Below are 20,306 nucleotides of genomic sequence, written 5' to 3'. Positions count from 1 at the left end.
CACTCAATGTGCTTAGAAAAATTGAAATAACAAAGAGCCAAAAATCTCTAGCCGATGAACTGAGCCTAAGTGTCGGAAAAGTAAACTACGTCATCAAAGCCCTCATAGAAAAAGGTCTCATCAAAGCAGAGAGTTTCTTTACCAACAAAAATAAAAATCAGTATAAATATCTCCTTACAGAAGAGGGCATCAAAGCCAAGATAGATCTCACAAAAAAATTCATCGTCAGGAAAAAATCAGAATATGAAGAGCTACAGCGGGAGTTGGAATATTATAGAGGATCAAAAATATGAATAATGAAAAAATATGTATAGTAGGTTTAGGTTATGTAGGTTTGCCATTAGCGCATGCATTTAGTAAAAAGTACAGTGTTGTTGGTTTAGATATTAACATAGAACGCATTGAAGAACTAAAAAATGGGTTTGACAGAACGCAGGAACTTACAACTAATCAAGTAAAAGAGTCTATAGAAAACGGTATGGTATATACAAGCATTATTGACGATGCTAAAGATTGTAATATTTATATTGTAACTGTTCCAACCCCAATAGATGAGTCAAACGAACCAGATTTGACGCCAATTGTAAAATCAACAGAATCAATAGGAAAAATTCTTAAACAAGATGATATTGTTATTTACGAGTCTACAGTGTATCCTGGCGTTACTGAAGAGGTGTGTGTGCCTATTTTAGAAAAAGAGAGTGGGTTGAAATTTAACGAAAGCTTTTTTTGTGGATACTCTCCAGAGAGAATAAACCCGGGAGATAAAGAACATACTGTTACAAAAATCTTAAAAATTACTTCTGGTTCAACTCCTGAGATTGCAAAAAAAGTAGATGAACTTTATAAATCTATAATTATTGCAGGAACACATTTGGCACCAACTATCAAAGTGGCAGAGGCTGCAAAAGTAATTGAAAATACCCAAAGAGATGTCAATATAGCACTTATTAATGAACTTGCTATGATTTTTGATTTGATGGGAATCAATACAAATGATGTCATAGAAGCAGCTGCTACGAAGTGGAATTTTATAAAACTGTACCCTGGACTTGTTGGTGGACACTGTATAGGCGTTGATCCATATTATTTAACACATAAAGCACAGAGCCTTGGGTATATGCCAAATCTTATTCTTGGTGCGAGACAGATAAATAACTCTATGAGTAAACTCATTGCAGATAAAACTATCAAAAAAATGGTGAAGTTTGACAAGAAACTTAAAAATGCAAATATTTTGGTTATGGGAGTTACTTTTAAAGAAAACTGTCCAGATATGAGAAACTCTAAAGTACTGGACATTATAAAAGAACTTGAAGAGTTTGAATGTAATGTAGAAGTATATGACTACTGGGTAGATAGAAGTGACCTGGAAACAAAAGATCTGAATTTTGTAAATGAGTTGCCACTCAATTCAAATAAATATGATGCTATCGTTGTAGCAGTAGGTCATGATAAATTTAAAGAGATTACAACACAAGAGTATGAGAGTATGTCTAAGGGAACACCGATAGTCATCGATGTTAAAGGCATAGTAGAAAAACCGACATGGAGACTTTAGAAATGAAAAAAAACTTTGCACTTATAGGTGCTGCAGGATATATCGCACCACGACACATGAAAGCTATAAAAGAGACGCAAAACGAACTTGTGGTAGCGTATGATCTGTATGATGGTATAGGGATAATGGACAGTAATTTTCCCCAAGCTGACTTTTTTACAGAGATGGAGCGGTTTGAAGATTTTTTGGATAAATATAAAAGAGATGGGCACTCTCTTGATTATGTCAGTATTTGTTCACCGAACTATCTGCATAAAAGTCATATCCGATTTGGATTGCGTCAAGGTGCAGATGTGATTTGTGAAAAACCACTCGTGCTCAATCCTTTAGATATAGATGAACTAAAAGAGATAGAAAAAGCTACAGGAAAAAAAGTTTATAATATTTTACAGCTAAGATTGCACCAATCTATAATAGACTTAAAAGAAAAAGTTCAAAAAGAGCTTGAGCAAAATCCAGATAAACAGTACGATATAGATCTTACTTATTTAACAAGCCGTGGAAAATGGTACTTTGAGTCATGGAAAGGTAAAGAAGAAAAGTCCGGTGGGATCGCTTCAAATATAGGTGTTCATTTTTACGATATGCTTTGTTGGATATTTGGAGATGTTGAGGAAAATATCGTACATGTAAAGACTGCAGATACAAATGCCGGGTATTTTAAACTCAAAAATGCAACAGTACGATGGTTTCTCTCAGTAAACTATGATTATATCCCAGAAGATATAAAAGCTAGTGCTATGAGAACATATAGATCTATCACTGTTGATGGTGATGAGATAGAGTTTAGTGGTGGTTTTACAGATTTGCACACGAAGAGTTATGAGCATATATTGAATGGTGGTGGATTTGGACTTGATGAAGCGTATGGAAGTATTCGAACAGTATCTACGATTAGGAACCTTCCTGCAGTCGGTTTGCAAGGAGAATATCATCCGTTTTGTAAAAAGGTACTTACATAATGGCAAAGTGGTTTGCTCATGAGAGTGCATACATCGATGAAAATGTAAGCATTGGTGATGATACTAAAATATGGCACTTCTCTCACGTACTTTCAAATACAAGCATAGGAAACAACTGCTCTTTTGGACAAAACTGTGTAGTTGGTCCTAATGTAAAAATAGGCAATGGTGTAAAGGTTCAAAACAACATCTCTATATATGATGGTGTAGAGGTGGAAGATGATGTATTTTTAGGGCCTTCTATGGTCTTTACAAATGTTATAAATCCACGGGCATTTATTCAAAGAAAAGATGAATTTAAAAAAACCCTTCTCAAAAAGGGATGTTCTATAGGAGCAAATGCTACCATAGTATGTGGTGTTACAGTCGGTGAGTATGCGCTTATAGGAAGTGGTGCAGTGGTAAATAAAGATGTAAAGTCGTATGCCTTAATGGTTGGTGTACCTGCCAAACAGATAGGTTGGGTAGGTATCAGTGGGAATACCTTAGAGTTTATAGATGATACAGCAGAAGATGAATATGCCAAATATAAACTTAAAGATGAAGAGTTGAAAGTGGAGAAAAAATGAAGATAGATTTCGCAAACTTACAGTATCAGTATCAACTCTATAAAGAAGAGATAGACGAAGCCATCCATAAAGTTTTAGATAAATCTAACTATATTATGGGTGAAGAAGTTAATGAATTAGAAAAAAATCTTGAGAATTTTACAGATGCAAAAAATGCCATCACATGTAGTAGTGGAACAGATGCACTACTGCTTGCTATGATGGCACTAGATATACAGCCTGGGGATGAAGTGATAACTACTCCCTTTACTTTCATTGCAACTGCCGAGACCATAGCACTTTTAGGTGCCAAACCTGTATTTGTAGATATAGATGAAAAAACATACAATATTGACCCAAGCAAGATAGAAGATAAAATAACACCAAAAACAAAAGCAATCATCCCGGTAAGTCTTTACGGACAACCAGCAGATATAGATGCCATCCAAACCATAGCAGACAAACACACTCTAAAAGTTATAGTAGATGGTGCACAGAGCTTTGGAAGCACATATAAAGATAAAACTGACTCTAACCTTGGTGACATAAGTACAACAAGCTTTTTCCCTGCAAAACCTTTAGGATGTTTTGGAGATGGTGGTGCAGTCTTTACAAACGATGAAACACTAGCTACAAAAATGAAACAACTCAGAGTGCATGGACAAAATAAACGCTACCATCACAAATATATAGGGCTTGGTGGAAGAATGGATACCATTCAGTGTGCTGTGGTAAATGTAAAGTTAAAGCATTATAAAAAAGATTTGGCGCTTCGTCAAGAAGTAGCACAAAAATACACAGATGCACTAAAAGATAAAGATATAATCTTGCCATTTATAGCATATGATAGAACAAGTGTATTTGCTCAATACAGCATAAGAGTACAAGACAGAGATGAAATACAAGCAAAATTAAAAGAACAAGGTATCACAACAGCAGTACATTATCCTATGCCACTGCATCTACAAGAGTGTTTTTCATACTTGGAGTACAAAAAAGGTGAATTCCCAACAGCTGAAAAAGTAAGTGATGAGATTATGAGTTTGCCGATGAACCCATATGTGAGTGATGAAGAGATAAAGTTTATTAGTGAAAATTTAATAATATCATGATAGATCTACTTTTAAAACAAGCATATAAAAAACTAAAATCTTTCTTATATACAGATAAAACTTTATTAACTGAAAAGATAGAACTTGCACACTTTGAACAAAATTTAGAAAGTAATTTAAAATCATTAGTAAAGGCAATAGAAAATAAAGATATATCAATATGGACTAAAAACATAAGCTATACCTTGATTGTCAAAAGAATAAAATCTATAAAGAAAGAGGAAAATTTTTATACAAATCAAACTATACATGAAGATGATTATGAAATTGAGTCATATAATATCTTTATAAAAGCATCCATAGAAATTCATCTCATATCTGTATTATGGACTATACTAATTGGCGAACAATTGGATAAAGAATTAATTAAGGATATAAAAGGTAATAGACTTTATAGAGATCAAAACAATCAGTTTAAATATGATAGCTATAAACTTTTTCGACCATATTATGAAGGTTATCAAAGTTTTCGAGATAAGGCTATTGATATGGCTATGCATTTACATAAAAAAGGTTTAGATGTAACGGTTTTAAATCTTGATATCCAAGAATTTTATTACAATATTGATTTTACTTTTGATAGTATAAAAGATGATATTGAAGATAAATATGATTTAAATACCCTTATGCAAGAGATACATAGTGCTTTTCATAAAAAAGTAGAAAATCTTAAACCAAGGGAAAAAGTCAAATATAACTCTAAGAAATTCTTGCCTATTGGACTAGTTTCTTCATCAATTATTGCAAATTATATACTTAATGATCTTGATAAAGATATTAAAAATGTAAAACCAGAATATTACGGAAGATATGTAGATGATATGTTATTTGTATTTTCAAATGCAAATGTTAATTTAAACTCTAAAACAATAGTTTCAGATTTACTAAATTGCAAATCACAAAATTCAAAATTAAGAACTGGAAAAAGAACAGTTCAAATCTTAACTGGCAAGAAAAAATTTAAATTACAAAATAAAAAAGTAAAATTATTTCATTTTCATAGAAATGACTCTATATCACTGTTAAAAAAGTTTAAAGATAAAATAGATGAAAACAGTAGTTTTTTTAACTTTATGCCAGATGATGAAAAGCTTTTTAAAACATTAGAATCATCATCTTTTGGTATGTTCTATAGTGATAGTGAAAATAAACTAAGCTCACTTATAGGAACTACAAAAGATACTTTAAATATTTCAAAAAATATGTCAGGGATGCTTTCAACTGTATCTGTATCAAAATTAGATGAGACGCATCTCTCTATTTATAATCAACAATTACAAAATGTATTTAGTGGGCATAATATTTTAGAACTAAGACTACATTGGGAAAAAGTTTTTACATATCTTTATATCTCAAAATCTTATGATTTGTTTGTAAAGTTATTTAAAGATTTTTATCATACTATAGAAAAACTATCAAATAAAGAATTGATAAATGACACACAAAGGTATCTAATAAATAGTGTTTTATTTGGAGTAGCTATAAATCCAGATTATTTTCAAAATAATCTTGTAGATCAAATAGAAGATAATGATATACCATTAAATCAATTATTAAACACAAATGATATTCAAAATATAAGAGAAGCAAATCTATTTAGTAGCTATCTTATGACTTATCCATTGTTAAACTATGCTACTTTATATGATAAGGATGAGTGGATAAAACAAGAAGAGATTAACCCATTTAATTATTTGACTAATAAGATAGAATTAAAAGATATTAAACTAAAAATAGATAGCAAGAGTAAAAAAATACAAAATTCACCAAGATATATTCACTATCATGAAATTATACTTTTTGATTTTTATATACATATAAACAGTCATGTTGATAGACAGGTATTTTATTCTACAGATACTAAAAAAGTATTAGAAGAATATAATAATTTTAATCAATTTGATAAAAACTTCAATAATAAACTCCCAACACACGAAGATAATAAGTATATTATTACTACAAATAGTGATGAAACTAAAGATAAGTTAAAAATAGGGATAGTAAGTATAAAAACATCTCTAAAAGATATAGAAGCATCTTATGTATCATCTCCAAATATTTCTTACGAAAGATTACAAAATATATTTAATATTTTAAATAAATCAATAGAAGAAAAACATAAAGTTGATTTACTTATATTTCCAGAAGTTTCTATCCCTTATGCTTGGATACATATATTAGCAAGATTTGCTAAAAAAAACAGTATAGGTCTGGTTTTTGGGGTAGAACATATAAAAATAGATCATAAAGTCTCAAACTATACTTGTGTAATGTTACCATTCCATATAGATGGACATACAAGCCTTTTTATAAACTTTGAAGCAAAAAAATATTTTGCACCAGACGAAAAGATAGATATAGAAAGTAGAGGATTTATAGCAAATGAAAATCTAAAAAAAATACCAACCCTTTATAAATATAGAGGTAGTGTATTTAGTACAATTAATTGTTATGAATTAACAGATATTAAGTATAGAAGTAGTTTAGTAGGAGAAGTAGATTTCTTGGTAGCTATAGAGTACAACAAAGATACAAACTATTTTTCGAATATCATAGATAGTTTATCTAGGGATATACATTGCTATATAGTACAAGTAAATACTTCAGATTATGGAGATAGTCGGATAGTAAAACCATCTAAAACAGAAGCAAAAGACATAGTAAAATTAAAAGGTGGGGAAAATATTTATCTCGTAGTAGATACGATAGATATAAAAGAGCTTAGAAAGTTTCAAAGAAAAGGACATTGTTTGCAAAAGCAAGATGAAGAGCTATATAAACTTACTCCATCTAATTTTAATATTTCATCTTTAAGAGGTGAAGATGATAATTAAACTAAAACCAAAGAGTGAATTTAGCCGTAATGTTCTTACACTTATGACAGGCACAACCATAGCCCAAGCTATACCCATAGCTATTAGTCCCATTTTAACTAGGATTTATACTCCAGAGGATTTTGGGGTATTTGCTCTATTTGTAGCTATAGTTGGATTTTTTAGTGTAATTGCATCTGCTAGATATGAACAGGCTATACTAATTCCAAAAAAAGATGAAGATGCTATCAATATATTTGCTTTAGGATTTATAATTAATCTCACTATATCTATATCTCTTTTAGTTTTAGTAGTCCTATTTCATAACTACTTTGTAAGACTTTTAAATAGCAAAGAGATATCTTTGTGGCTCTATTTTATCCCTTTAACAGTCTTTTTTATTGGACTATTTAATCTCTTAGTTCTATTTAATAATAGAAAAAAAGAGTATAAAGATATAGCCCAAGCAACTATTATTAAATCAATAATAACAGCTATTATACAGTTAAGTGTAGGATTTTTAAAACAAGGTGCTACAGGATTGATAACAGGTCAGCTTATATCTCAAATATTTGCAAATATGAAATTATTTAAGAATATTATAAAAGATAAGATATTAATCTCAAAAATATCTAAAGTAAAAATTATAGCCCTTGCAAAAAGATATAAAAATTTTCCAAAGTTTCAAGCTCCACATGCTTTTTTAAATGGTTTTTCATCAAATTTACCCATATATATATTTACTCCATTTTTTGGTGTAGGTATAGTTGGATTATACTCTCTAAGCACTAGAGTAGTCTTTGCTCCTTTGATGATTTTAGCAGGTGCAAGTACAAAAGTCTATAATCAACAACTCTCTTTACTTTATAATGATAAAAAAGATACATACACCTTTACTATAAATCTTCTCAAATCTCTTTTAAAAAAAATTCTAATCCCCTATATTCTCTTTATATATTTTGCACCAGATATATTTGAAATTCTATTTGGAGATAAATGGAGAGAATCAGGTATATATACTCAGATATTATCTCCATGGCTACTACTAAATACAGTTGTAGCAACCATTGCATTTATACCTAGTTTAGTAGATAAACAAAAAAAAGCATTTATAGTATCAATTATCCAACTATTTTTTATTGTAAATGCTCTATATTTTGGTGTAATATATAAAAATATATATTTATCATTAAGCCTATTTACGCTTGTTAATTCCCTATTACTTCTTTATAATTTAAGATGGATGTTAAACGAATTAAAGGTTAAAATATGAAAATATTAATCATAGCAAATTCTAAAATTGTATTTGGAAGAGAGTTAAAAGAGGAGTTATTCCAAAAAGATAAAAATATAGACATAAGCCTTCTTGATTTTGCATCTCTTACACTGTTTGATAACACAAATCAAGAGAATCAAACATACAGTAAAGAGTTTTTAAAGTATAAAAATATACCAAAAATTAGTATGTTTTTTAGAATGTTATATATCAAAAAAGTGATACAAGAGTATAATTTTGATATTGTAAATATCCATGTATCACGATGGTTTTATCTTTTGATTTTACCAACTCTAATAAAACAAAAACTGATAATAACATTTTATGGAAGTGATTTTTATAGAACATCAAATCTAATCAAAGATATTCAAAAAGTTATCTATAAAAAGGCAGATGCTATCACTTTTACCAATCCTCTAACAATGAAAAGCTTTTTAAACTATTATAATAATTTTAAAGATAAAAGTTATGTATGTAGATTTGGTCTTAAGACACTAGATTATATAGACAAGAATAGAGATAAATCTAAAACAGAGATAAAACAATCTTTAGGTTATAATAGCAAAAAGATAATTATTACCTGTGGATACAACTCTACTAAAGCCCAACAACATACAAAAATAATAGAGAGTATAAAAAAACTTGATGATAGTTTACTTAAAAAGATACAATTTATCTTTCCTATGACTTATGGAGATAATCTAAATAGGGAAAATATAAAAAATATCTTAAAAAGTAGTAATTTAGACTATATTGTTTTAGAAGATTTTTTATATAAAGATGAAAATGCCTATATAAAATTGGCTTCAGATATTATGATAAATATCTTAGAGACAGATAGCTTCTCTGGAACTATGCAGGAGTTTTTATATGCAAACAATGTTGTTATTACAGGAAGTTGGCTACCTTATGAGCTTTTTGATAAAGAGGGTATAAAGTATTATAAAATTGATGATACTAAAGAACTTAAAAAGACTATTACAAAGATAGTAAATAATATGAAAGAGTATAAAAGAGATCTATTGGTAAATCAAGATATTATCTATAGATTATCTAGTTGGAAAAATTGTATAGAAAGTTGGGTAAATGTATATTAAAAATAATTTAGTAGTTAAAAAAAATACTTTTATGACTTTATTTTTATTAATAGGTATTTTTCTAATAACATATGATGAAAAAATTATTAATCTAGAATTATTTTTTTTATCTTTTATATTATTTATAATATTAACAACAGTATTTCTAAAAATAAAAGATAAATATACTCCTATAATATTCTTCTCTGTATTATTTTATGGATACTCTTTTAGTGGAATATATTTTAGCTTTTATGAAAATATATATAATGCTAGATTTTTTAATGAAGTTTCAAATCAATTTTATATGAGTGATTTTATCGTAGCAATGTATAGTATTATATTTGGATATTTATTTTTTTTATTAGGTAGCTTAATATCAAAAAAGATTACCATAAAAAGTAAAAACTTTGATTTTAATTTTATAAATTTTGACTCATTATTCTTTAGAATATTATTAATTATATTATTTATAATTGGTTTTATATATTGGCTATATCTTTCCTTTACTATTGCAGATGGACCTATAGACTTATTATCAAAAATAGGTATTTTCCATGCTATATTAAAAGAAGGTATTACTACATTACCATACCATTTATCATATATAGGAAGTTGTTTACTATTTTTAATTTATTTACATAAATATAACAAAATACCATTATATGTAAAAATAATAATATTTTTAACATTTTTGATGCTAGTTTCAAAAGCTAGATTATCAGCTGCTGTATTTTATTTAGCCTCTTTTTTTATTATGTATGCTATATATAATAAAATAAAATTCGATATAAAAAAGATTTTTTATATTATACTTTTTTTTATATTTTTAGGTGCATTATATATGATGAGATTTTATAGTAATATGGAGTATATAGGAAAAAAAGTTGAAATACCAATATTAGAATTATTAGGAATACTATTTTTTGGTAGAACAAATATAGGTGATTTACAATCGATTGTATTTAGTTATTTATATACAGATGATTATGGATATCTATTTGGGCAATCTTTTTTTGATTTTACTAGATACTGGTTAAATAAATCACTCTTCTTAGATTTACATATTACAAGTATAGGAATGAGATTAAAAGAGGTATATTTTGACCATGTCAGTGGAGCACCTGCACCTGGAATAATAAGTGAAATGATTTTAAATTTTGGTATATTTGGGATAACTTTTGGAATGTTTTTTTTAGGAGCTATATTGCAATTATTTGCAAAAATAGTAAATCCTCATAAAAGTTTAATGAATCTATTTATTTATACAAAGTTTTTATTTTTAGTATTAATACTCCCTAAAGTAGACTCAACAGTAATTCAAGGATTTATTTGGGCATTATTACCTATATATTTATTTATTTTTACTTTTATTTTTATAAAAACTATACTCATAAAAGGTCATAAAAGATGAAAATAACTCACCTAACATCAGCACATCCAAGATATGATACGAGAATTTTTTTAAAAGAATGTTCTAGCCTATCTAAAATAAAAAAATATGAAGTTAATTTAATAGTAGCGGATAATAATGATGATGAAATTAAAAATGATGTAAACATATACGATGTAGGAAAGCTAGATGGTAGAATAAATCGTATATTCAAAACAACTAAAAAAGTTTTAGAAAAAGCAATAGAATTAGATAGTGATATATATCATTTTCATGATCCTGAATTAATACCAGTAGGACTTAAGCTTAAAAAATTAGGGAAAAAAGTTATTTTTGATATTCATGAAAATATTGCCATGCAAATAAGAGATAAAGAATATATAAATTATTTTTTAAGAAATTTCATTTCATTTGTATATAGAATATATGAAAAAAAATCTTTATTAAAATTTGACATATTGATACTAGCAGAAGATTCTTATTTGAAATATTATTCTGAATTGTCAAACAGTGTTGTTACTATTTTAAATATGCCAGACATTAAACCTCTTGAAAAATTTTATATAACTAATCGTGAAAAAAATGAACTTTTCTATATAGGTGGAATATCAAACAACAGAGGCTTAGATGTAACTATTGAAGCTATAAAAATCTTAAAAGATATTTTCCCCGATATTTATATGCATTATATTGGTCCATATGATACAAAATTAGTTAATAGCTATGATATAGAAAATATCAAAAATAATATCATGTTTTATGGTTCTATGCCACTATTTGATGGATTGAAATTATCAAGAAATGCAAAGGTAGGGCTCTCTATTTTAAAGCCGATAGATAATTATACTAAATCATACTCTACTAAGGTGTTTGAATATATGGCTTTAGGTCTACCCGTAGTAACTTCTAATTTTAAACTTTATAAAGATATTATAGAAAAATATAATTGTGGGATATGTGTAGATCCTATGAATCCAATTGAGATAGCCGATGCTATTGGCTACATTATCACTCATCCTAAAGAAGCTCAAAAGATGGGTCAAAATGGACGCAATGCAGTGGTAGAAAAGTATAACTGGGCGATTGAAGAGAAAAAGCTGTTCGAAGTTTATGAGGAAATTTTGAATTGAATATTTGGATTTTTAATCACCATGCCCTGACACCAGACATGAGTGGTGGAACACGACACTATGATTTTGCCAAAGAGCTTGTCAAAAGAGGTCATAGTGTCACCATTGCTGCATCTAGCTTTCACTACTCAAAATATAAGGAGATGAAAGAGTATAAAAATCAAGAGTATCTTAAAGAGGATGTAGATGGTATAGATTTTATATGGATAGAGACACCACCCTATTTTGGTAATGGTATATCAAGAGTAAAAAATATGTTAAGTTACTCTTTTAAAGTATTAAAGATTATTCCAAAATTAGATTTAAAAAAGCCAGATATTATTGTAGGTTCATCCGTCCATCTCTTTGCTGTATATGTAGCATATAGATTATCTAAAAGATATAGAGTGCCTTTTGTTATGGAGGTAAGAGACCTTTGGCCTCAAACTCTTATAGATATGGGGATATCAAAATGGCACCCATTTATACTACTACTCTCCTTTTTAGAGAAGTTTCTCTATAAAAAGGCAGATAAGATTATAACTCTCTTACCTAAAGCACACCTCTACATAGAGAAGTTAAATATCCCTAAAGAGAATATAGTTTGGATATCAAATGGCTCTAATATCTCAAATAGAGATAGATATAAACAACTCTTAGATAGTTCTAAGTTCAATATACTCTATACAGGTTCACATGGCATAGCAAACAATTTAGAAGTTTTAATTGATGTAGCAGATATATTAAGAGAGGATAATAAGATACACTTTACACTTATAGGAGAGGGAGCATTAAAGGAGCAACTAATCAAAAAAGCAAATCTACTAAAATTGAGCAATATAACATTTTTAGACTCAGTATCAAAAAATCAAATTATAGACTATCTAAAAAGTGCCGACCTACTCTATGTAGGATTAAAAAATCTCCCACTCTATAGGTATGGTATGAGTATGAATAAAGTTTTTGACTATATGAGCGCTAAAAAGCCTATACTATTTGTTAGTAATATTGAAGATAATATTATTGAAAAATCTAATAGTGGTAAAGTTATAAAAGAGAACAATATTCAACTTATAGCTAAAAGTATAAAAAATTTCTCTATAATGTCAAAAGATGAGTTAAATATCTATGGAGAAAATGGCTATAATTATTTAAAAGATAACTTCTCTATAGAGGTTTTAACAAATAGATTGGAGAAGATATTAAAAGAAGAGGTTTTAAAAAAAGATGATAAAAGTAGTATTTGATAAGATATTGGCTCTTATATTGATAATACTCTTTTTACCAATATATATTATAATCTCTATCTTAATCTTTATTAAGATAGGAAGATCTATCCTATTTAGACAAAAGAGACCAGGAAGCAAAGAGAAAATTTTTGAGATATATAAATTCAGAACAATGACAAATGAAGTGGATAAAAATGGAGAGTTGTTGCCAGATGAACAACGGTTGGTAGGTATTGGTAAGTTTATACGAAGCACTTCATTAGATGAATTACCACAACTTTTTAATGTGTTGAAGGGTGAGATGAGTTTTGTTGGTCCTCGTCCTTTACTGGTAGAGTATTTACCACTTTACAATGAGAGACAGAAAAAGCGCCATGATGTTAAACCGGGCATAACAGGCTGGGCACAGGTAAATGGGCGCAATGCCATTAGTTGGGAGGAGAAGTTTGAACTTGATGTGTGGTACGTGGAGCATCAATCGTTTGCCTTAGATATGAAGATACTTTGGATGACTTTTTTAAAAGTTGTCAAACGCAGTGATATAAGTTCCGATAGCAGTGTGACGATGGAGAAGTTTAAAGGAAGTGAAAGATGAAGGAAGAAAAACGCTTTGAAGGTTGGCAATATCCTGAAATAGTAGAGGGAAAACCGACAAAATACAATTGGGTAGTACAAAATGTAGATGGATTGGAACTTGGGTATAAAACTGATATAGGAGCATTCAGTTATATCAATGCCAAATATGGAGTGATTATAGAGGACTATGTACAGATAGGTTCTCACTGCTCTATCTACTCACTTTCTACCATTGATAACAAACGGGGAAAAGTTATTTTAAAAGAAAACTCTAAAATAGGAAGTCATTCGACTGTTCTGCCTGGTGTAACAGTTGGAAAAAATTCTATAATAGGTGCACATAGTTTGGTACTTGGTGATATACCTGATAATGTCATAGCTTATGGAGTACCTGCAAAGGTAATGAGGAAGATAGATGAATAAGCGAATTTTTTTGTCAGCTCCACATATGGGTGGCAATGAGTTAAAGTATATAGAAAAAGTATTTGAAAGTAATTATATCGCACCGCTTGGAGAATATGTAAATAAGTTTGAGCGAAGCATTATGGACTATACAAATGCCAAGAATGCTTTGGCTGTTAACAGTGGAACATCAGCGATTCATCTTGCGTTACGTGTACTTGGAATTGGTGAAGGTGATGATGTTTTAGCTTCTACATTTACTTTTATAGGTTCTGTAAATGCCATACTCTACCAGTGTGCCAATCCTGTTTTTATTGACAGTGATAAAGAGTCGTGGAATCTCTCACCAAAACTGCTCAACAAATACCTGTGTGAATGCGAAAAGAAACCAAAGGCCTTAATCGTAACACATTTGTACGGAATGAGTGCCGATATAGAAAAAATTGCTGAGATCTGCAGACTTCATGGTGTATACCTCATAGAAGATGCAGCAGAGTCTTTAGGTGCTACTTTTCATGGTAAGCATACAGGAACATTTGGAGATTTTGGTATTTATAGCTTTAACGGTAATAAGATCCTTACAACTTCGGGTGGGGGCATACTGGTGAGTGAAAATGAAGAGTGGATAAAAAAAGCCATGTTTTATGCCACACAGGCAAAAGAGCCTTTTATACACTATGAGCATGAAGAGTACGGATACAACTACAGAATGAGTAATGTTCTTGCAGCCATCGGTGTTGGTCAAATGGAAGTAATAGAAGAGCGAGTAGCAAAAAAACGAGAAATATTTAAGTGGTACAAAGAGTTTTTAGAAGATGTAGAAGAGATAACTTTTATGCCAGAACTACCAAACAGTCGAGGAAACAGATGGCTTACTGCACTCACTTTTGAAAAGAGTGACTATAAAAAAGTGATGCACTCCCTTGAAGATATAAATGTTGAGAGTAGACCACTCTGGAAACCGATGCACATGCAACCACTTTTTAAAGATACAAAGACTATGTTGGATGGAACAAGTGAAGCATTGTATGAAAGAGGTTTATGCCTGGCAAGCAGTACAACAATGACAAAAGATGATGTTGCAAAGATTTGTAATGTGATTAAGAGATCATTAAATAAGTATTTGACAAAAAGTATGAAATAAAGTACAATTTTAAATACTTAAAAAAGGATTCTAAATGCAACCAATTTTAGCAAACTATACTGCAAGTATTACAGAACTCAAAAAATCACCGACACAATTACTCAAAGATGCAGGGGATGAAGCAGTGGCGATTTTAAACCACAATGTGGCAAGTGCTTATCTTGTACCTAGCAGTTTGTATGAGAAGATGATGGAAATAGTTGATGATTACTATTTGGCAAAGCTTGTAGAAGAGAGACTGAATTATAATGAAGATGAACTTATAGAAGTATCTTTAGATGACTTATAAAATAAAATTTACACCAGTTTCAAACAAAGAGTGGAAAAAAATTACATCTACAGTTCGGACACAATTTAAAAAAAAGCTTGAAAAAATTGTAGAGAATCCAAGAATACAGAAAAATAAACTGAGCGGATATAACAATATATATAAAATAAAACTAAGAAGTTCTGGTTTTCGACTTGTTTATGAGGTAAAAGATGAAGCAATAGTTGTTTTAGTTCTTGGTGTCGGCAAACGAGAGAATAACACTATTTATAAAAATTTGGAAGAAAGAGCAAAATGATATATATCTTTCTTTTTCTTTGTTCTTTTGTGCTTACATATTTTATAAAAAACTACGCTATTAAAAAGTCTTTAGTAGCTGAGGTAAACGAGCGGAGTTCTCACTCTGTGCCTACGCCACATGGTGGGGGAGTTGCTGTAGCCGTTACATGGTTTGTAGGGATTTCTTATCTGTACTTTACGAATTCTATTGACTCTCATCTCTTTTTTGCTTTGCTTGTTGGAGTGATTATTTCTGTTGTGAGCTATTTTGATGATCTTTTTGAACTTAGTGCAAAAGTTAGGCTTTTCACACAGGCTTTTGTAGCTCTTTTTGGGCTCTACTTTTTAGGTGGCTTTCGAGAATTAGATCTCTTCTTCTTTAGTACTCAAAATCAATTTTTGACAAATATTTTTGCTTTTTTTATGATTATTTGGTTTATCAATCTCTATAATTTTTTAGATGGGATTGATGGCTATGCAGGAAGTGAAGCTCTCTTTTTAGCAATAGCTGGATTTTTACTTTTTGGTGGAGCACATTTTTTGGTTTTAGCTGTTGCTGTGTTAGGATTCTTAGTTTGGAACTGGCATAAAGCGAAGATATTTATGGGGGATGTAGGCAGCACATTACTCGGTTACAATGTTGCTATTTTTACGATCTACTATGCTAATCAGGATGCTCAAAACTTTTGGATATGGATAATTCTTTTTGGTCTTTTTTGGTTTGATGCAACACTTACACTTTTAAGAAGAAAGAAAAATGGAGAAAAACTGAGCCAAGCACATAAAAAACATGCTTATCAAAGGCTCACACAAGCTGGATGGAAACATGATAGGGTAGTACTGTTTGCTATGGGTGTAAATATTATGCTCTTTTGTGCTGCTTATTTTATCTCTACACCTTTAGTGGCATTTTTACTCTCTTTGGGGTTACTTTATGTTATCATAAAATTTGTAGATAAAAAGAAGGTATTTTAGTGTTACAGTATAATGCCCCTAAAAATCAAGGCAGGTTATTCGCATGACAGGGTTGTTTTGATGGCTATGGGTGTGAATGTGGTTTTATTTGCTTTGGCGTATATGATTATCCCGCGCTAAAGAACAGGCTTTGTGTATTTAAGACTAAGGCCTAGATTAAAACCTAGGTTCCAAGAAAATTTTAATTAAAAATAATATATACTGTGAATTACTTTAAATAAGAGGGGTTAAAATGAAAATTTTAGCAATTTTGGTGATGGGAATCACTTTGGTATTTGGTGCAGTGGATATTAACAATGCTAGTAAAAGTGAGTTGATGAGTTTAAAAGGTGTAGGCAGTAAAAAAGCTGATGCAATCATTAGCTATAGAAAATCGCATTGCTTTAAAAGTGTAGAAGCATTAACAGAAGTGAAGGGTATCGGTGAAAAATTCATTGCAAACAATAAAGCGAATCTTTCTGTAGGTAGTTGTAAAAAATAGGGTATTAATTTATAATGGTAAATGTGTTAAAAAATAAACTGAGTTCAATGGATACTGTTGAGTTCGCTTATTTGTTTGGTTCATATGCAAGAGATGATTTTACAGATAGTAGCGATGTAGATATAGCAGTTTTTTTGCAAGATACAGCATTAGATATACGTTTACAAATTATTTATGAACTTTCAAAAAGCCTACAAAAAGAGATAGATTTAATCGTTTTAAATGATATAAAAAATATTTTCTTACTTGAAAATATCTTTAAGGATGGGATAGTTATCAAAGAGGGTGAAAAAAGATTTGAATATGAAGTTATGCGCCAGCATGATATTTTAGACTATAAAGCTTTTAGAAAGTACATAGATGCTGCCTAAAATAGAAGCAAAGATAAATAAACTAGAGTATTATTTAAGTTTATTGGATTCCTACAAAGAAGATTGTAAAGAAAGATTTGTGAAGGATCCTATGTATGAAGGAGCCCTTCTGCATTATCTTTATCTTGTTAGTGATGGTTGCATTGCTTTGGCAGAAATGCTCATTAAGTATAAATCATTAGCAACACCCCAAAGTTATTATGAAGCAATAGACATTTTAGGGATGAATGGTATAATTCCGAAAGAATTTGCATATAGCTTTGCAAAAATAGCATCATTTAGAAATTTTTTAGCACATGATTATGAAAAGATTGACTATCTACTTATATGTGAAGATAGTCTAAAAAAACTAGATGAAGTTAGAGAGTATTTGGAATATATAAAAAATGCTTAACGGATCAGTAGACAAAAGAATACTAAATTTTTTAGTGATTATACTGCTTTCAGTCATTACCTTTTGGTGGACTTTTTTTATCTATCATCTCCCTTTTGAATTTGAAGTTGTTGCGAGTGTCATTGTTATTCGTATGCTTGCTTCTCGTCTTATTTTGCGTGATTATTCGCTCTCTTGGTCGAAAGCCTCACAAAAGACTTTTCTTATTAAAAGTGTTGTTTATATTGCCGCATTTTTTGTCTATCTACCAATTTTTTACGGTAAAGTTCGTTTTTCGTTTTTGGTATCAGAGCTCTTTTTATATCTTTTTAGCATCAACTTTTTGATGTATGCCTATTACTATTTCATAAATAAATCAAAAGTAAAAAAGACAAAATCAGTTGTTATATATGGCGCAGGGAAAGCGGGCATAAAACTTGAGTCCGAATTTAGTAATTCGGCATACAAGATAGAGTATTTTGTAGATGATGACAAGGTTTTACAAAATCGCTCTATTGACTCTGTCAAAGTGCTCTCAAAACAAAAACTCAGAGAGATTATGGGTGAGAGAAAGTATGACTTGCTGGTTATTGCCATGCCAAGTGCACCTAAAGAGCGCATAAAAGAGATATATGACAATTTATCGGAGTACTTTAAAACCATACAGGTTTTGCCTTCCATTGATGAAATATTAACAGGAAAAAGTCTTGCTACACAGTTAAAAGATCTCTCCGTTGAAGATCTGCTAGCACGCCATCCAAAAGATCTCGATAAAGAAAAAATTGCTTCTTTTATAGAGAACAAGACTATTTTAGTCACTGGTGCCGGTGGTAGCATCGGGAGTGAGATATGCAGACAGTGTGAGAAGTATGGTGCTAAAAAACTTATCTTGCTCGATCACAGTGAGTATAATCTTTATGCTATTCTAGAAGAGCTCAAAGATGTGGACGCGGTTCCCGTAATGCAGAGTATTGTCAATAAAGAACAGTTACAAAAGACTTTTCAAAATTACAAACCGCAGATTGTTATTCACGCAGCGGCTTACAAGCATGTGCCATTGGTTGAGTATAATATGCAAGAGGCCATTATCAATAATATTATGGGGACAAAAAATGTCATTGATGTCTCCATAGAAAACGATGTAGAAAAATTTGTGATGATCTCAACAGACAAAGCAGTACGACCTACAAATGTCATGGGAACAACAAAACGTATCTGTGAACTCTATGCACAAAATGCTGGCATTTCTTTAGAAAATTCCAATGGAAAGGGTACAGACATTGTAGCTGTTCGTTTTGGAAATGTTTTGGGCTCAAGCGGAAGTGTCATCCCAAAATTTAAAAAGCAGATAGAAGAGGGTGGACCTATTACTGTAACACATCCGGATATTACTCGCTACTTTATGCTCATCCCCGAAGCGTGTGAACTTGTACTGCAAGCCGGTGCCATTGGAAGCGGTGGTGAGATATTTATCCTTGATATGGGTGAGCCTATTAAGATCGTAGATTTAGCAAAAAAGATGTTGGAACTGAGTGGTCGAAATGACATAGAAATAGTTTTTAGTGGATTGCGTCCCGGTGAGAAACTCTATGAAGAGCTACTTATCGATGAGAGTGATGCAAAGACGGAGTATGAGTCCATCACTGTTGCAAAAGCAACAGCATATGATTTAGAAAAACTTAACAAAGATATAGAAGAATTACTTATCAGTAGTGATAAACTTGTAAAGCTAAAAGAGATTGTACCTGAGTTTAATCATCAAATGAATCTCTAAAAGGACACTCTTTTAGATTATTTTAAAACTTTTTGGGTAGAATTTCGCTACACATTCCGGATTAGCTCAGCGGTAGAGTAGGTGACTGTTAATCACTTGGTCACTGGTTCGAATCCAGTATCCGGAGCCATACAACTTACCCCTATATTTAGGGATTTAACCCCATAATTATTTTTACTTTAAGCTTTCAAAAATTTATCAAAGTCCGTGATAAGTCCGTGCGATAATATCTTTTGTGATAGAGTTTAATAAGTAAGTTATGCCCATTTAACAAATAAATACTATTTCATCTATTAGTTTAAGCATCATTTTCGGCATTATGTGCATTATAATCATCTTCAAAATTTGTAGCTACATCCATAGTCCTATCTGTTATATAATCAAAGTAGACAGGTGTTACTCCTGTTGTCAAACGAACTGCTAAAATTGGCACTAAAGGAAGTGAGTTAAAAGTTACTTTTTAAACCGCCCATTCAACCAATAAATGCAATTTCCACCTCTTAATTATGCAGCCATTACTTTTGAAACTGTAGCATAAAAAACTTGAGCAGGAGTTTTAAAGCCAAGAGATTTTCGTGGTCTGT

The 20,306-nt window shown here is 30.4% G+C and carries 22 protein-coding genes and 1 tRNA gene; 22 read left to right on the top strand and 1 reads right to left on the bottom strand.

Going from position 1 to position 20,306, the window contains the following annotated elements:
- The 22 genes from MNY27_RS10300 to MNY27_RS10195 all read left to right on the top strand — a co-directional run.
- The coding region (locus MNY27_RS10300; protein WP_346392287.1) for a MarR family EPS-associated transcriptional regulator at positions 1–293 on the top strand (293 nt) is incomplete at its 5' end.
- Positions 290–1,561, top strand: coding sequence for a nucleotide sugar dehydrogenase (locus MNY27_RS10295; RefSeq protein ID WP_346392286.1), 1,272 nt, complete (start codon positions 290–292; stop codon positions 1,559–1,561). The genes MNY27_RS10300 and MNY27_RS10295, both read left to right, overlap by 4 nt.
- Positions 1,562–1,563: 2 nt before the next feature.
- The gene (locus MNY27_RS10290) at positions 1,564–2,523 is read left to right on the top strand and encodes a Gfo/Idh/MocA family oxidoreductase (protein ID WP_346392285.1); all 960 of its coding nucleotides are present in this window, start codon (positions 1,564–1,566) and stop codon (positions 2,521–2,523) included.
- Positions 2,523–3,092, top strand: a complete 570-nt coding sequence (locus tag MNY27_RS10285; protein WP_346392284.1) for an acyltransferase — start codon at positions 2,523–2,525, stop codon at positions 3,090–3,092. Before MNY27_RS10290 ends, MNY27_RS10285 begins: the two co-directional genes overlap by 1 nt.
- The gene (locus tag MNY27_RS10280; protein ID WP_346392283.1) at positions 3,089–4,183 is read left to right on the top strand and encodes a DegT/DnrJ/EryC1/StrS family aminotransferase; all 1,095 of its coding nucleotides are present in this window, start codon (positions 3,089–3,091) and stop codon (positions 4,181–4,183) included. The genes MNY27_RS10285 and MNY27_RS10280 overlap by 4 nt, the downstream gene beginning before the upstream one ends.
- Positions 4,180–7,017: an RNA-directed DNA polymerase gene (locus MNY27_RS10275; RefSeq protein ID WP_346392282.1), complete on the top strand. Its 2,838-nt coding sequence runs from the start codon at positions 4,180–4,182 to the stop codon at positions 7,015–7,017. The genes MNY27_RS10280 and MNY27_RS10275 overlap by 4 nt, the downstream gene beginning before the upstream one ends.
- Positions 7,007–8,269 (top strand): oligosaccharide flippase family protein, encoded by a 1,263-nt coding sequence (locus MNY27_RS10270; protein WP_346392281.1) that lies wholly within the window; start codon positions 7,007–7,009, stop codon positions 8,267–8,269. The genes MNY27_RS10275 and MNY27_RS10270 overlap by 11 nt, the downstream gene beginning before the upstream one ends.
- A complete protein-coding gene (locus MNY27_RS10265) occupies positions 8,266–9,369 on the top strand; it encodes a glycosyltransferase (protein ID WP_346392280.1) in 1,104 nt (367 codons plus the stop codon). Before MNY27_RS10270 ends, MNY27_RS10265 begins: the two co-directional genes overlap by 4 nt.
- A gap of 31 nt (positions 9,370–9,400) precedes the next feature.
- Entirely contained in the window at positions 9,401–10,762 is a 1,362-nt protein-coding gene (locus tag MNY27_RS10260; RefSeq protein ID WP_346392279.1) for an O-antigen polymerase, read from the top strand.
- Positions 10,759–11,871, top strand: coding sequence for a glycosyltransferase (locus MNY27_RS10255; RefSeq protein WP_346392278.1), 1,113 nt, complete (start codon positions 10,759–10,761; stop codon positions 11,869–11,871). Before MNY27_RS10260 ends, MNY27_RS10255 begins: the two co-directional genes overlap by 4 nt.
- Complete coding sequence (locus MNY27_RS10250; RefSeq protein ID WP_346392277.1) at positions 11,868–13,097, top strand: glycosyltransferase family 4 protein; 1,230 nt, start codon at positions 11,868–11,870, stop codon at positions 13,095–13,097. The genes MNY27_RS10255 and MNY27_RS10250 overlap by 4 nt, the downstream gene beginning before the upstream one ends.
- Positions 13,078–13,674, top strand: coding sequence for an undecaprenyl phosphate N,N'-diacetylbacillosamine 1-phosphate transferase (gene pglC / locus MNY27_RS10245; protein WP_346392276.1), 597 nt, complete (start codon positions 13,078–13,080; stop codon positions 13,672–13,674). Before MNY27_RS10250 ends, pglC begins: the two co-directional genes overlap by 20 nt.
- Complete coding sequence (locus MNY27_RS10240; protein ID WP_346392275.1) at positions 13,671–14,078, top strand: acyltransferase; 408 nt, start codon at positions 13,671–13,673, stop codon at positions 14,076–14,078. The genes pglC and MNY27_RS10240 overlap by 4 nt, the downstream gene beginning before the upstream one ends.
- Positions 14,071–15,201 (top strand): UDP-N-acetylbacillosamine transaminase, encoded by a 1,131-nt coding sequence (gene pglE / locus MNY27_RS10235; RefSeq protein WP_346392274.1) that lies wholly within the window; start codon positions 14,071–14,073, stop codon positions 15,199–15,201. Before MNY27_RS10240 ends, pglE begins: the two co-directional genes overlap by 8 nt.
- Before the next feature lie 34 nt (positions 15,202–15,235).
- Entirely contained in the window at positions 15,236–15,490 is a 255-nt protein-coding gene (locus tag MNY27_RS10230; RefSeq protein ID WP_346392273.1) for a type II toxin-antitoxin system Phd/YefM family antitoxin, read from the top strand.
- Positions 15,480–15,767: a type II toxin-antitoxin system RelE/ParE family toxin gene (locus MNY27_RS10225; RefSeq protein WP_346392272.1), complete on the top strand. Its 288-nt coding sequence runs from the start codon at positions 15,480–15,482 to the stop codon at positions 15,765–15,767. Before MNY27_RS10230 ends, MNY27_RS10225 begins: the two co-directional genes overlap by 11 nt.
- A complete protein-coding gene (locus MNY27_RS10220; RefSeq protein WP_152184242.1) occupies positions 15,764–16,723 on the top strand; it encodes a glycosyltransferase family 4 protein in 960 nt (319 codons plus the stop codon). Before MNY27_RS10225 ends, MNY27_RS10220 begins: the two co-directional genes overlap by 4 nt.
- Before the next feature lie 232 nt (positions 16,724–16,955).
- Positions 16,956–17,204 carry a helix-hairpin-helix domain-containing protein gene (locus tag MNY27_RS10215; protein WP_152184240.1) on the top strand — a complete coding sequence of 83 codons (249 nt, stop codon included), beginning with the start codon at positions 16,956–16,958 and terminating at the stop codon, positions 17,202–17,204.
- Between the two features lie 23 nt (positions 17,205–17,227).
- The gene (locus MNY27_RS10210) at positions 17,228–17,575 is read left to right on the top strand and encodes a nucleotidyltransferase domain-containing protein (protein ID WP_346392271.1); all 348 of its coding nucleotides are present in this window, start codon (positions 17,228–17,230) and stop codon (positions 17,573–17,575) included.
- Positions 17,565–17,969, top strand: coding sequence for a DUF86 domain-containing protein (locus MNY27_RS10205; RefSeq protein WP_152184238.1), 405 nt, complete (start codon positions 17,565–17,567; stop codon positions 17,967–17,969). Before MNY27_RS10210 ends, MNY27_RS10205 begins: the two co-directional genes overlap by 11 nt.
- Complete coding sequence (locus MNY27_RS10200; protein ID WP_152184237.1) at positions 17,962–19,722, top strand: nucleoside-diphosphate sugar epimerase/dehydratase; 1,761 nt, start codon at positions 17,962–17,964, stop codon at positions 19,720–19,722. The genes MNY27_RS10205 and MNY27_RS10200 overlap by 8 nt, the downstream gene beginning before the upstream one ends.
- Before the next feature lie 55 nt (positions 19,723–19,777).
- Positions 19,778–19,852: transfer RNA gene (locus MNY27_RS10195), tRNA-Asn, on the top strand.
- A 168-nt stretch (positions 19,853–20,020) separates the two neighbouring features.
- Here MNY27_RS10195 and MNY27_RS10190 read toward each other — a convergent pair.
- A complete protein-coding gene (locus tag MNY27_RS10190; protein WP_346392270.1) occupies positions 20,021–20,155 on the bottom strand; it encodes a hypothetical protein in 135 nt (44 codons plus the stop codon).
- Positions 20,156–20,306 lie beyond the last annotated feature (151 nt).

Origin of the sequence: Sulfurimonas sp. NWX79 (assembly GCF_039667035.1) — a bacterium.
GTDB classification, from domain to species: Bacteria; Campylobacterota; Campylobacteria; order Campylobacterales; family Sulfurimonadaceae; genus Sulfurimonas; species Sulfurimonas indica.
This window is presented reverse-complemented; position numbering and strand designations above follow the sequence as displayed.